General features: G+C 65.6%; 11 protein-coding genes. 7 read left to right on the plus strand and 4 right to left on the minus strand.

Annotated elements, in window-relative coordinates:
- Positions 1 to 29: 29 nt before the first annotated feature.
- From FVQ89_RS05170 to FVQ89_RS05190, 5 genes are read left to right on the plus strand one after another with little or no spacing between them, the layout of a single operon-like run.
- Positions 30 to 971: an ABC transporter permease gene (locus FVQ89_RS05170; RefSeq protein ID WP_147900809.1), complete on the plus strand. Its 942-nt coding sequence runs from the start codon at positions 30 to 32 to the stop codon at positions 969 to 971.
- A complete protein-coding gene (locus tag FVQ89_RS05175) occupies positions 968 to 2,929 on the plus strand; it encodes a dipeptide/oligopeptide/nickel ABC transporter permease/ATP-binding protein (protein WP_147900810.1) in 1,962 nt (653 codons plus the stop codon). Before FVQ89_RS05170 ends, FVQ89_RS05175 begins: the two co-directional genes overlap by 4 nt.
- The gene (locus FVQ89_RS05180; RefSeq protein WP_147900811.1) at positions 2,926 to 3,729 is read left to right on the plus strand and encodes an ABC transporter ATP-binding protein; all 804 of its coding nucleotides are present in this window, start codon (positions 2,926 to 2,928) and stop codon (positions 3,727 to 3,729) included. The genes FVQ89_RS05175 and FVQ89_RS05180 overlap by 4 nt, the downstream gene beginning before the upstream one ends.
- 11 nt (positions 3,730 to 3,740) lie before the next feature.
- Positions 3,741 to 5,309 (plus strand): carboxylesterase/lipase family protein, encoded by a 1,569-nt coding sequence (locus tag FVQ89_RS05185; protein WP_187264911.1) that lies wholly within the window; start codon positions 3,741 to 3,743, stop codon positions 5,307 to 5,309.
- 19 nt (positions 5,310 to 5,328) lie between these two features.
- Positions 5,329 to 6,762, plus strand: a complete 1,434-nt coding sequence (locus FVQ89_RS05190) for an MFS transporter (protein ID WP_147900813.1) — start codon at positions 5,329 to 5,331, stop codon at positions 6,760 to 6,762.
- Here FVQ89_RS05190 and FVQ89_RS05195 read toward each other — a convergent pair.
- The 4 genes from FVQ89_RS05195 to FVQ89_RS14405 all read right to left on the minus strand — a co-directional run bounded on the left by FVQ89_RS05195 (position 6,733) and on the right by FVQ89_RS14405 (position 10,829).
- Positions 6,733 to 7,911, minus strand: coding sequence for a hypothetical protein (locus FVQ89_RS05195; RefSeq protein ID WP_147900814.1), 1,179 nt, complete (start codon positions 7,909 to 7,911; stop codon positions 6,733 to 6,735). The two genes, FVQ89_RS05190 and FVQ89_RS05195, sit on opposite strands and share 30 nt — an antisense overlap.
- Before the next feature lie 671 nt (positions 7,912 to 8,582).
- Positions 8,583 to 9,386: an ATP-binding cassette domain-containing protein gene (locus FVQ89_RS05200; RefSeq protein ID WP_147900815.1), complete on the minus strand. Its 804-nt coding sequence runs from the start codon at positions 9,384 to 9,386 to the stop codon at positions 8,583 to 8,585.
- Positions 9,353 to 10,390, minus strand: coding sequence for a hypothetical protein (locus FVQ89_RS05205; protein WP_147900816.1), 1,038 nt, complete (start codon positions 10,388 to 10,390; stop codon positions 9,353 to 9,355). The genes FVQ89_RS05200 and FVQ89_RS05205 overlap by 34 nt, the downstream gene beginning before the upstream one ends.
- Before the next feature lie 262 nt (positions 10,391 to 10,652).
- Entirely contained in the window at positions 10,653 to 10,829 is a 177-nt protein-coding gene (locus FVQ89_RS14405) for a hypothetical protein (RefSeq protein ID WP_187264913.1), read from the minus strand.
- A 377-nt stretch (positions 10,830 to 11,206) separates the two neighbouring features.
- On the opposite strand from FVQ89_RS14405, the gene FVQ89_RS05210 reads away from it, so the two are divergent.
- Positions 11,207 to 12,328, plus strand: coding sequence for an acyltransferase (locus tag FVQ89_RS05210; RefSeq protein ID WP_147900817.1), 1,122 nt, complete (start codon positions 11,207 to 11,209; stop codon positions 12,326 to 12,328).
- Between the two features lie 361 nt (positions 12,329 to 12,689).
- Positions 12,690 to 13,079, plus strand: coding sequence for a hypothetical protein (locus FVQ89_RS05215; protein ID WP_187264914.1), 390 nt, complete (start codon positions 12,690 to 12,692; stop codon positions 13,077 to 13,079).
- The last annotated feature ends 37 nt before the right edge of the window (positions 13,080 to 13,116 follow it).

The following is a 13,116-nucleotide window of genomic DNA, read 5'->3' on the forward strand; positions in this document are numbered from 1 at the left end:
CCGACGACCACGAACGGCAGCGATACGTCATGCTCATCCTCATCCTCAAACGGGTGCTCATCTCCATACCGCTGCTGTTCGTGGTCTCGGTTCTCGTCTTCGTGCTCCAGTCGTTCATCCCGGGCGACGCAGCACAGCAGATCGCGGGGCCGCAGGCCTCACCGGAAATGGTCGAGAAGCTGCGCGAAGCGCTCGGTCTCAACCTCCCCGTCTGGGAGCAGTACGCCAGATGGCTCGGTGAGGTCCTGCACGGATCACTCGGGACGTCCCTGCTCAACGGTCAGCCGGTGATCGATGCCCTCAACCAGCGGCTTCCGACGACACTGTCGCTCGTGATCGGTTCGACCGTGATCGCGACGATCGTCGGCGTCGTCCTCGGTGTCATCAGCAGCCGGGGCAAGGGCGCGGCCGCACGATTCATCGACGTGTTGTCGATCGCGGGCCTTGCCGTCCCCGGATTCTGGCTCGCGCTCCTGCTGATCACGGTGTTCAGCGTCCAGCTCGGCATCTTCCCGGCGACCGGATACGTCGCATTCGCGGACTCGCCCTCCGAGTGGCTGCGTTCACTTGCGCTTCCCGTTGCAGCCCTCTCGCTCACCGGGGTGACCGCGATCGCGAAGCAGACCCGCGAGGCGATGCTCGACGTTCAGGCGAGCGACTTCATCCGCAACCTGCGGGCGAACGGGATCCCCGAGAGCGCCATCGTGTTCCGGCACGCGCTGCGCAGTTCCGCGGTGCGGATCGTGACGATCTCGGGACTGCTCTTCATCGGTGCGCTGGGCGGCTCGGTCGTGATCGAGCAGGTGTTCGGTCTGCCCGGGCTCGGCACGCTCGCCGTCAGCGCCACGACCTCGAAGGATCTCCCGATGATCCAGGGGATCGCGGTCTACTTCACGCTCATCGTGATCGTCGTCAACCTCGCCACCGACATCGCATACGGCTGGATCAACCCGAAGGTGCGTACCTCATGACCTCTTCGCCCACACCGGCGCCCGACTCGACCACGTGGATCGCGACACAGCCGCGCAACCGTCGACGCCGCGGCCCGCTCGCCAGGTTCATCCGCAAGCCGCTGGGAGTCGCCGCAGCGGTCCTCCTGCTGCTGGGTGTCGTCGCATCATTCGCGCCGTCGCTGCTGACCTCCATCGACCCGCAGGCGGCGGACTTCGCCAACGTGCTCAGCGGACCGACCGCCGCCCATTGGCTCGGCACCGACTCGCTCGGGCGCGACATCCTGTCACGCATCATCTACGGCACCGGCCCCGCCCTGCTCGGCGTGCTCATCGCCGTCGGCGTCGCCGCGTTGGTCGCCATTCCCGCAGGGCTCGCCGCGGCGATGTTCCGGCCGGTGGATGCGGTCGTGACCCGCCTGAACGACCTCGTCATGTCGATCCCCGGGATCATCGTGCTGCTCATGGTGCTCGCGCTGTCGGGTTCGATGAACTGGGCGATGGTCGCGGTCGGCTTGCTCACGGCCCCCGGCCTGGTCCGTGTGGTCCGCAGTTCCGCGGCCACCGTGACCGAGGAGCCCTACATCGCCGCCGCGCGGGTCTTCGGAGTCGGCAAGTGGAAGATCGCGTTCCGCCACGTGCTGCCCCGCATCGCGGGCCCCATCCTCGTCAATGTCTCGCTCATCGCCGCCAACGCCCTCGTCACCGCGGCCGGTCTGAACTTCCTGGGCCTCGGCCTCACCCCTCCGACTCCGAGTTGGGGCGGACTGGTCGCCGACGGTGCGGCCGTGATGAATCAGCAACCGTGGACGCTGGTGCCGAGCGGCGGCGTGATCGCCATCACGGTCATCGCCTTCGTGCTCCTGGGCGACGCCATCCGCGACGTGACGGCGGAAGGCTGGACGGCGGGCCGCAGCAAGGGGGCGTCGATCACTCGGGCGACCACCGTTCCTGCCACCTCGTCGGACGACGCCGTGATCGAGTCGGCGGATGCGCTGCTGCGCGTGCGAGACCTCAGCATCGCGTTCCCTGATGCCGACGGCTCCGCCCGATCCGTGGTGCAGTCGGTCTCGTTCGATATCGGCGCGGGTGAAGCCGTCGGCATCGTGGGCGAGTCCGGATGCGGCAAGACGATCACCGGTCTCGGTGTGCTCGGGATGCTGCCGGGCGGTGCGCGCGTCGTGTCGGGCAGCATCCAGCTGGATGGGGTCGAGCTGCTCGAGCTGAGCCCGCGCGAGCGCGCAGCCGTTCGCGGGAAGACGATCGCGTTCGTCTCGCAGGAGCCGATGACCGCGCTCGACCCGCTGTTCACCGTGGGCTACCAGATCTCGCAGGCCGTTCGGGTTCACACGGGGGCGAGCCGCAAGCGTGCCGCCGCCCGCACCCTGGAACTGCTCGAACAGGTGCGGATCGTCGACCCGAAGCGTGTCGCCCGCAGCTACCCGCACGAGATCTCCGGTGGCATGGCGCAGCGCGTCTCGATCGCGATCGCGCTCGCCGGCGCTCCGCGCCTGCTCATCGCCGACGAGCCCACGACGGCGCTCGACGTGACCGTGCAGGCAGAGATCGTCGCGCTCCTGCGCACCCTTCAGGAGGAGACGGGCCTCGCGGTGATGCTCATCAGTCACGACCTCGGCGTGGTCTCCGCGTTGTGCGAGCGTGCCGTGGTCATGTACGCGGGGCAGGCGGTCGAGCGGGCGCCCGTCGGCGAATTGATGTCGACGCCGCTTCACCCGTACAGCGCGGGCCTGCTCTCTGCCAACCCGCACTTCGCGACGCCGGGTTCACGCCTGCAGACCATTCCCGGCAGTGTGCCGCCTCCCGATAAGTGGCCGGTCTCCTGTCACTTCGCGGACCGGTGTGCGCTCGCCACCGAGGCGTGCCGCGTGGGCCCGATCCCGCTCGTGGCGGTGGCGCCCGGTCGCGCGTCCCGGTGCGTGCGCGTCGACGCTCTTCAGACCGAGGGGGTGGCACGATGACCGAGACTGGTCTTCTGCTGGATGTCGCGGACCTCGTCGTCCGGTTCCGTGGACGGCGCGGAAAGCAGGTCACCGCTCTCTCTGGTGTGGACCTCACCATCCGCGAGGGCGAAACAGTCGGGCTGGTCGGAGAGTCGGGGTCGGGCAAGTCGACCCTCGGCAATGCGGTGCTCGGCCTCGCGCCCGTCGCGTCGGGAACGATCACGTTCGCGGGTGAGGACATCTCCCACGCCCGCAACCGTCAGCGACGTCGGCTGAGTCGCGACCTCCAGGCGGTGTTCCAGAACCCGTACGGGTCGCTGAATCCGACCCGGACCATCGGCTCCACTCTGGCGGAGCCGATGCACGAGCAGGGCCGGTTCGGTCGCGCCGAGATCCAGCGTCGGATCCGCGAGGTGCTCGACCAGGTCGGAATGCCGGCCGACTCGGCACAGCGATACCCCAGCGAGTTCTCGGGGGGTCAGCGGCAGCGCATCGCCATCGCCCGTGCACTGGTGCTGTCGCCCAGACTCATCATCTGCGACGAGCCCGTGAGCGCCCTCGATCTTTCGATCCAGGCGCAGGTGCTCAATCTGCTGGGCGATCTGAAGCGCGAGCTCGGCGTGAGCCTGCTGTTCATCTCGCACGATCTGGCCGTCGTCCGCTACATCGCCGACTCGATCGTCGTGCTCAAGCACGGCGAGATCGTCGAGCGAGGTCCGGCCGCCCAGGTCTACGACAACCCGCAGGCCGAGTACACCCAGCGGCTCCTCGCGGCCGCCCCCGCGCCCGTCACCCACGTCCCCTTCGAATCAAGATGAGAAGAACTGCCATGCAACGCAATGTCGAAGTCACCACACGTCACGGGCGCCTGCGCGGTGTTGAGCATCGGGGAGCGGTGTCGTTCCTCGGTGTCCCGTACGGCGCTTCCACGGGAGGTGCGAACCGCTTCCGTCCTCCGCAGCCGGTGGAGCCGTGGGAGGGGGTGCGCGATGCCACGGTGTTCGGCCCCGCGGCGCCGCAGAACGACACGCGCCTCACCGCCGATGGCACCTGGATCGATGTCATCACGATGATGTACCCGCGGACGGGTTCGCCGACCGAGGGCGGTGCGATGTCCGAGGACTGCCTCGTGCTGAACGTGTGGACGCCGGCCGTCGACACCGAGAAGCGCCCGGTCATGGTCTGGTTGCACGGAGGCGGATTCGCTCACGGCACGGGGAGCGAGATGCTCTTCAACGGAGACGAGCTGGCCCCCCTGGGCGATGTGGTGGTCGTCACCCTCAACCACCGGCTCGGCATCCTGGGGTACCTCCCCCTCGACCTCGCGGATCCGGAATTCGCCCACTCGGGAGTCGCCGGCATGCTCGACATCGTGCAGGCGCTCGAGTGGGTGCGTGACAACATCTCCGCGTTCGGTGGCGATCCCGACAACGTGACGGTGTTCGGGCAGTCGGGCGGCGGGGCGAAGGTCAGCGTGCTGCACGCGATGCCCGCGGCCCGTGGCCTGTTCCACAAGGCAATCGTCCAGAGTGGTGCGATGCTGCGCCGCCCGCCGGCAGAGCAGTCTCGACGGCTCATCGACGCCGTGCTCGCGGAGGCGGGGATCGCGCCGGATGAGGCGCACCGGCTGGCGGACGTGCCGCTCGAGCGTCTCCTCGAGATCCAGGAGCAGCTCACCAACCTCGGCGCGGCGTTCTCGTTGGATGGCGAGGCGGAACACGGCGAGCCGAGTCTGATGTTCGCGCCGACGGAGGACGAGGCGCATCTGCCGGATGCCCCCTTCCATCCGCTGCAGGACGGCACGGATGCCATCCCCATGCTCGTCGGGTACACGTCCCATGACGCGTCGCTCCTGCTCTGCAACGATCCCGACTATCGGGACTACACGCGTGAGCGGCTCCTGGCGCGCCTCGCGCTCAGCAACGACGACCCCGAGGCGGAGCTGGCGAAGTGGGAGGCCGCCTACCCGGACGAGCCACCTCGCCTGCTGCTCGCACGGATCGTCACCGACGAGTCGTTCCGTCCCGCGGTGTTGCGGTTGGCGGAAGTGAAGTCGCAGCAGTCGGCACCCGTCTGGTCGTACGAGTTCGGCTACCAGACGCCGATCTTCGACAACCTGCTCGGCAGCCCGCACAGCCTCGACCTGCCGTTCGTGTTCCGGACGGTGGGGCGCTCGCCGTTCGCCGGAGACAACGCCGACCGCCATCAGGTCTCGACGGACATGGCCCTCGCGTGGACCTCCTTCGCGAGGTCGGGGGACCCGAACCACCCCGGCATCCCGGAGTGGCGACCGTTCGGCGTCGCCCGTTCCACGATGCTCATCGACACGGTCTGGCGGGAGTACTCCACACACGAGATCCCGGAGCTGCAGCCGGGCAGCATCTTCGCGCGGGAATGACCTCCCGACTGCGCTTCGCATGACCGACGGTCAGGCGAGCGACCCAGAGGATCCGGACGCCCGTCGCCGGCTCACGCGCATCTCGAGTGATCGTGCCCGGGTTGCCGCGCTTGCCGGCACGGGGATGGTGGTCGCCGTCATGCAGACGGTGGTGACCCCCATCTACCCGCAGTTGCCCGAGTATCTCGACGCGGCGCCAGCTGACATCACGTGGGTTCTCAGCGCGACCCTGCTCGCGGCGGTCGTGTCGACGCCGATCAGCACCCGCCTGGGCGACATGTACGGCAAGCGACGCGTGCTTCTCGTGCTCCTCGGGATCGTCGTGGCGGGGAACGTGCTCGCGGGCTTCTCGAACGAGCTCACCACCATGATCGTCGCGAGGGTTCTCCAGGGAACCGGACTCGGCGCGATCGCGCTCGGCATCAGCATCCTCCGCGACATCCTTCATCCGCGTTCGCTCAGTGGCGCGGTCGCTCTTGTGAGCGCGACCTTGGGTATCGGAGGGGCGATCGGGTTGCCCGTCGCGGCCCTCATCGCCGAGCACTTCGACTGGCACGCCCTCTTCTGGTTGGGGGCGATGCTCTCGACGGCCGCAGGCATCGCTGTGCTCGCCGTCGTGCCTCCGAGCACGTTGCGAGCCGGCGGGCGCTTCGATCTGGTCGGCGCCATCGGCGCGGGCGTCGGACTGACGTCGGTGACTCTCGCGATCTCGAAAGCCCAGGCGTGGGGTTGGTGGGCTCTCCTGCTCGCGCTCGCCGCGGCACCCGTTTTCGCGTGGTGGGCGCGCCGGGAGCTGCGGGTGGCGGATCCGTTCGTCGATCTACGGGTGGCGGCTCGCCGCCCGGTGCTGCTGACGAACCTCGCGTCGGTCGGGGTCGGCTTCTCGTTCTTCGTGGTCACGGGGTCGTTGCCGGTCATCCTGGAGGCGGAGCCGGTGGAGGGCGTCGGATTCGGCCTCGACCTGTTCACCGCGAGCTTGTGTCTCATGCCGCTCGGTGTCGTCATGTTCCTGGTGTCGCCGCTCGCCGGGCGCCTCTCCCGGGCGAGGGGGGCACGATTCAGCTTCCTGCTCGGCATCGCGGTGATCGTGGCCGGGTTCGCGTTCGGGGCCCTGTTTCTCGACGAGGTCTGGCACGTGATCGCGGTCTCCACCTTCACGGGCATCGGGGTGGGTTTCGCCTACGGCGCCATGCCGACCCTCATCATGGCGGCGGTGCCGTCGTCGGAGACCGCTGCGGCCAACGGGTTGAACTCGCTGATGCGCACTTTCGGTTCGACGTTGTCGGCGACGGTGGTCGGTGCGATCATCGCGGCGTCGCTGTCGGACGGTGGGTTGCAGCGGTGGGCCTTCGAGACGATCTTCGCGCTGGGGGCGGCCGTCGCCTGCCTGAGTCTGCTGCTCGCCTCGCTCGTTCCCGCACATCTAGCTGCCGGGCGCCGGCAACTCGGCTGACGGCGTCGGCTCCTCGGTGTTGCTGTACAGGCACCACATGTGGTGCGCAACACCGTGCCCGGTCGTGCTGTTGCGCTCCACGAAGTGCTCGCGGCCGACGTGTGGTTCCACGGCCACGACGTCCTCCGGCGTCACGCCGTCGGGCCACTCGGGAAAGTCCAGCGCGTTGCCGGTCATGTACGGCAGTGCGCGGCCATCTCGCAGCCGCATCGTGAAGATGAGGTAGCCCATTCCGGATTCGCCCACCTCGTAGAGCTCGTCGGCGAATCGCTGCGGCATCCGGTACGGGCTCTCCTCGATGGCGACCACCTCGCGCGGGTCGACGGTGTTGCCGCGGGGATCGTCGCCCCAGTGAGCGCGGAGTCGGGACTGTTCCGCGAAGCACACCCGGGGGAGGACCTCACCAGATCGCAGCGTCACCTGGCACGGGAAGTACTGCAGGGTGCCGTCGTGACTCGGAGCCACGCGCGCGAGCTGTGCGGCGAGGTCCGGGGTGAGGGCGGGGGCTTTGGGCCGCGCCGCTTCTCGGCGTTCCTTGACTTCCTTCCCCGGAATCACCGGAAGCAGCTTCTCGAAGAGAGAGACGAAGTCGGCCCTCGACAGCGCCCGCGGAATCACACCGATCATCCGCGTTGGTACGAACTCGAATTCCACATCGCCCGACTCGGTGGCCACGAGCAACGTCAGGCTGATTGTCTCGCGCACGCCCAGCAGTGAGCGACCGATTCCCTTGATTTCCACGAGGTTTGAGGGGATGAGCCCGAACGCGTCAGAACCGCCGGATGCGACATGCACCCCCTCCGAGTCGAACGCGAGCGCGGCATAGGTCGACGGTCGCAAGGCAATTCGCTGATCGCCGAGGATCTTCGCCACCTGCTGACTGGCCGATGCGAGCTCGTATCCGACGACGATGGGGACGTGTATCGCGTCCGGGAAGGCCGCGGCGAGCCTCTTCTCGCGCCCGCGGATGCTGAGGGCGAAGCCTCCGATGATGAGGAGGACGACCGCGAGGGTGATCCCGATCACCGGGACGAGGATGTCGAGCCGGTCGCCGAACCGGATCAGGCCGAGGCTGAGGCCGATCGCGCCGCCGACGATGGTGATCCAGAAGATCGGCGGCTGGGATGGTCTCTTGGGCTGGTCGCTCATGTCAGGTGCGCTCAGCCTCTCTTAGAGGGCGACCAGGTTCGGGGCAGTCTCGAATCCTGCAATGCCGCACCCGAGGGACCCTATCTCTGAGGACCACTTTTATCTTCTGCTCGGCGATAGTACGAATGCGATTGCTGCGATCGATAACAACGCGAGGGCAATGCCGAGAGTCGGTGAGAAGAGATCTGTCGATTCAAACGTCGACAACGCCCATCCGGCTGGCCCGTTGGGGGTCGTGCCGAGGAGCATGCAGGCCGCGAGGCAAGCTGCCGGAAGTACTCGTAACTCCTTGGAAAGCTCGGGGATGGCGGCGACTAAGACAAGTGCGGTATTGAACAAGCCGGGAACTAAGGCCGCACGGAAGCCCGCGAGCCCCACCAGCAACCCCATCCAAGTCACTGCGGGAAACAACAGCGCAGCGACGACATCCAACCAGCGCGGTTGTTGGCGTACGGAGCCTAGCGCCCGCTCCGCTATTGACCGCTTTCGGACGCTGAGCCAGAACAGTGGCGGTCCGATGGACAGGAAGACCGGCACGGCGGTCGAAACGAAGGCGCCGCCGCGCAATGTGGGATACGGGAACCGCAATCCGTGAGTGAGGTCGATTGCGATGACCAAGAGCAACCAGCCCGCCACCGCCCACCACGACCACGACGCCCGGAACCACCAAGTCACGTCGGCGAGTTCGGGTTAGGCCGCTCCAGAGCCACACGGTAGGCGGTTGCAGCTTGATCTCTGGAACTTCTGCCGGCCGAGCCGAGACGAAAGAAGTCGCTCGTTGTGTTTTCGTAGACGACAGACCCCTCCGACAGCACTGCCACGTAGTGAAACACCTCGTCGAGGTCGTCCACCTCGTGCGTTGTGGCGAGAACGGGTTTGGATGCCGACAACTCTGCGACGATAGCGATCAGATTCTCGCGCTCTGCGGGGTCGAGCCCCGTTGTGACTTCGTCCAGCAGGAGGACAGCGGGATCAGCTACTAAGCCTTGTGCGATCGAGAGACGCCGCTGTTCCCCTCCTGAGAGTTGTGTTGAGCGAGCTCGCGCTTGCTTCATCAGGTTGAGGCGTTCGAGACACCACTCGCTCCGATCCCAGGCGTGGCTGCGACTCAATCCTTTGAGCCATCCGGCGTATGCGACTGCTTCCCGAACGTTCAATCCGGAAAAACCCCGGGCGTCCTGGGGAACTAGACCCACAACACGGCGGCGGCCTCGACTAGATTCGATCATCTTGCCGTCTGGGTCAATTGTTGCGACTAGGCCTCGAGACGGTCTCAAGGCACCCGCTGCGGTATGGAGAATTGTCGACTTCCCGGCCCCGTTTGGACCTAGCAGTGCTAAGGGAAAATGGTCGAAGCTCCACGAGAAATTGCTGAGCACGGGGCGACGCGTGGCTCCGCGGCGAACCGTAACGTTGCTGAAAGAGAGGCTTGCCATTTGTCTCATATGCATATGCTCGCATTGTCTTCTCGCCATCGTTTGTAGACGCTGAAACCGTCCTCCGCGCTACTGATGCCTATCGCTGCGAGAACCTCGTCGCTTTTGGCGGGGATGGAAATTGTGTCGAAGAGGGGTGAACTGCCCGGTGTGGCGATGGCCTGTGGGTTGGCGCCGAGAGCGATTGCCAAACCGAAAGCGGCACGCTCACCGCTTTCGGCCTGCTCAAGTGTCTTAGGTGTATCGATGCACGATTCGCGTAGCTGGTAACCGAAAGCGAAGAAGAGCGTCCGAGTGTTCTGGTCATCGTCGGGAAGGATGTCCCAGAGTACGGCGCCATCCTCCTTGGCTAGCATCGTGCTGGTGGTGACGAGGGTCGGAACGTCGAGGTCATGCGCGGCGAGTCGAGTCGACAATAGCTGCGTTTCCTGAACGAGCTGATCGCGGAGCGGCGCGAACTCGGGCCAAAGGCAGACTCGAGGGTGTGCCCCCTCACACGCCGCTTCTGCGCCAGCACGGGGCTCGGTCGGTGGGACATCGATGGCCCCGGCGAGCGTTGTCAGCACCAGTACTCCGGCCGCGATCGCGCCAAGCTGGCCCGCGATTCGGATCAATGTTCTCCGAACCTCGGCGAGAATGAAGAGCGCGAGACAGATCACCAGGACGACCAGCGGCCCGATGATCGCTGCTACTTGAATCTGCTGGTCCATGGACATCAATGCGATAGGCAGGCCGAAGCCGAAGGACGCTCGGATGACTGGCAGATCGTCGTTTACCAGTGGGAGGGCGACTATGAGGTAGGACCCCAAAAGCGCGGTCGGGACTGCCAGAGCTGTTGGCAAGATCAGCCCGAGGAATCCCCCGATCAATATGAAGATGAGGAGCATCGCCCCATACGCGACGACCACCGTAGCGGACGCGGGGCCGACCCAAACCGGGCGGGTAGCCTCCGCGACAAGTATGAGCGAGGTGCTGTAGCCGAACACCGCGAAGACAATGATCGGCGCATTTATTCGAATGATTCGAGAAATGAGCGGCCTCACCGGGGCAATCGAATTTGCTCGCCCCCATCGCTCGATTGGGCCAGTCGCCCACGCCGCACCCGCCGCCACGAGTGGCATCCCAAGTTGGAGTCCTACCCCTGCGATTGCCAACACCGCTTCCCAGGTGGCGGGAGCGCGGTAGCCGGGATAGTTGTTCGTCAAAGAGACGAGCATGATCGCGGATACCGACACTCCTGCCCACAGCGCCGGATTCGTCAGGAGGGGACGCCCTCCCCACCCAGCGATGCGCCCCACCTGGTGATCACCAGTAGATGTTGGCGTTATCGGCGTTGATGTTCCATCCACCGTTCGCGCCGTAGAACACCCCGCCCGAGGTTGACCCGTTGTACTGGTACTTGTACGTCCCCGCACTGACCCGACCCCAGTCCTGGTAGCTGCCCGGCGCAGCGGTCTTGTTCCCCTGGGACACGTAGCCCACCCCCCATGTGTCCTTAAGCAGCTGAAGTTGCACGGAACTGACACTCTTCGTCAACCCCGTTCCAACAAAGTAGATCTCGACGCCGGTAAGGCGGACGCGAGTCTTTGCGGCGTCCCCGTCACTATCCGCCCAGCTGTTCGAACGCGCCCCAACCGACCAACCGACCATATAGCTGAGTCTCTGCCCTTCTGCGGTCGCAGCCGAGACACTGCCGAGGGTGAGGGCGACAGATGCGGCAATTGCGACGCTGGCCTTGAGCAGTTTGCTAGTCATGACGCTCCACTCAATATGCTTGTTCCGCGCGGAGTTGCGCATGGCTCAACATTGGCCGCGAGGGTGAGCTAAAGTCAAGTGGCAAAGTTGCAGGGGCGGCACACATGGCGCGAGGGGGAGCGGAGATCAGCGAGCGGACGGGTTCAAATACCTCGACCGGGGTCACGGGTTCGATGGTGGCCCGGGGGGGACATGGCAACAACTTCGACGCCATCCGACTCTTCGCCGCGCTGACGGTGGTAGTCGGCCACGCATGGCCGTTGACGGGCGTGCCAGATCCGCCATCGATAGCCGGAGTCCCTGTCTTTACGATTGCAGTCTGGGTATTCTTCGCCGTGAGCGGGTCGCTGATCACCCAAAGCTGGGTTCGTTCGCCAAGCGTCCTCGGGTTCGTTCGCCGCCGTGCTGGCCGCATCTTTCCCGGATTGACGGCAGTCGTCGTCCTGACGACATTTGTCTTGGGGCCTGCGGTGACAACCGTGCCTATCCCGCAGTACTTTTCTTCCTCGGAGACATGGCTCTATTTGACCAATGTCTCCCTAATTTCAACGTACAAACTTCCTGGTGTGTTCGAAACGAATCCGAGGCCCGTAGTCAACGGCGTCTTTTGGTCACTTGGTCCAGAGTTCGTCTGCTACCTGGGCGTACTCGTATGCGGTGTGCTGGGTTCCCGCTTCCTTTGGCGGCATCCCATGGCCGTACGAATGATCATTCCTATTGGGTTTGCGGTGGCCCTGGGGGTTGTCGCGCTCACGCCGTCAGCCCTGCTGGACCCGGTTCGCCCAATTGTGACGGCCATGACGTTCTTCGCGGCGGGAGCGGCATGGTCGGTTCTCCGCACTCCGCCGATCTGGCCGGCGCTGACCGCGATCCCTCTTGCAGCTGTTTGCGTGTCGCTTGCACCCGAGTTGCTGTTGCCGCTGGCCTGGCTCGTGTTGCCCTACGTGGTGGTTGCGCTCGGGGAATGCAACACGCCTCTAGTCCGCCGGGCGGGAAGGTACGGAGATTTCTCCTACGGGATCTACCTTTGGGGCTTCCCAACACAGCAGGTTTACTATTCGTTGTTTCCCTCTGCCCCTCTTGTTGCACAAATTGCTCTCACGGTGGCCACGACGGGTGTGGTTGCGTTGCTTTCCTGGCGATTGGTCGAGCGACCTGCCCTTGAGTGGGCCCGCGGAGGCAGAGCCGACCGAAGTGCCAATGCCCGACGCGGGGGATACGCCTAGTTCGACTCCGGAACGGAGTTGGGCAGTTCGCATGGACTCGGCGTTCGTGTACACCTCTTTGCTATGGCGTGACCGCGCTGAACGTCAGGGATCCGTAGGGGGCGGGCAGTGTCTCCGAACGGGGCTGTCGATCGCACCGTGCGGCTCGACCCCGGTGAGTGATTGACAATTGCTCGGACTGTGCCTCAGATTGTGTCTCGTGCAGGTTGAGGCGTCCATCGGATTCACAAGCCGAGGTGCGATGCGCATCCGTGGGTGCTGGGTCGCGGCAGCAATCATCCTGCTCGCAACCGGCCTGGCGGGCTGCGGGCTGAGCGGGACTCCCGAAGCGACGCATCATGCGCGCGAGGAGTTCCGCGCCATGGAGGAGCAATTCGAACTGAAAGCTCCGCCTGCGGGGACCGACTTCGTCGACTACGTCTACACCTATCAACTGGATTGGGGCGAGCTGGGAATCGACGAGAGCGGACAGACGAGAGCGACCGATGTCGGCATCGGTGGGCGCACGTCGACTCTCATATATGCCGCCGAGGAGGCCGGCGGGGAAGGAGTGCTGGGGCTCATCGTCATGGGGTACTCGTCTCCGGCTGGGTGGGGCTCACGGTCGGCTGAGGTCTATTCATGCCTCACCGTGACTTTTGATCTCGTGGGTGGCTCCGCGCCGGAATACGCCGATGCCGATTGCATCAACCAACTCCGCGGGAGCATCGCCACCGATACCCACGTCACGCTCGCGACGTTGCGCGGCTAGATGCTGTCTACGCGACCCGGGGACGGTGCTGGCCCGC

This window comes from Homoserinibacter sp. GY 40078 (assembly GCF_008017545.1).
Lineage (GTDB): Bacteria > Actinomycetota > Actinomycetes > Actinomycetales > Microbacteriaceae > Homoserinibacter.

Excerpts from the sequence above, each read along its gene's own strand:
- FVQ89_RS05210 (WP_147900817.1), top strand. The coding sequence starts at position 11,207 with ATGGCGCGAGGGGGAGCGGAGATCAGCGAGCGGACGGGTTCAAATACC.
- FVQ89_RS05190 (WP_147900813.1), top strand. The coding sequence starts at position 5,329 with ATGACCGACGGTCAGGCGAGCGACCCAGAGGATCCGGACGCCCGTCGC.
- FVQ89_RS05215 (WP_187264914.1), top strand. The coding sequence starts at position 12,690 with ATGGAGGAGCAATTCGAACTGAAAGCTCCGCCTGCGGGGACCGACTTC.
- FVQ89_RS05200 (WP_147900815.1), bottom strand. The coding sequence starts at position 9,386 with ATGGCGAGAAGACAATGCGAGCATATGCATATGAGACAAATGGCAAGC.
- FVQ89_RS05170 (WP_147900809.1), top strand. The coding sequence starts at position 30 with ATGCTCATCCTCATCCTCAAACGGGTGCTCATCTCCATACCGCTGCTG.
- FVQ89_RS05195 (WP_147900814.1), bottom strand. The coding sequence starts at position 7,911 with ATGAGCGACCAGCCCAAGAGACCATCCCAGCCGCCGATCTTCTGGATC.
- FVQ89_RS05180 (WP_147900811.1), top strand. The coding sequence starts at position 2,926 with ATGACCGAGACTGGTCTTCTGCTGGATGTCGCGGACCTCGTCGTCCGG.
- FVQ89_RS05185 (WP_187264911.1), top strand. The coding sequence starts at position 3,741 with ATGCAACGCAATGTCGAAGTCACCACACGTCACGGGCGCCTGCGCGGT.
- FVQ89_RS05175 (WP_147900810.1), top strand. The coding sequence starts at position 968 with ATGACCTCTTCGCCCACACCGGCGCCCGACTCGACCACGTGGATCGCG.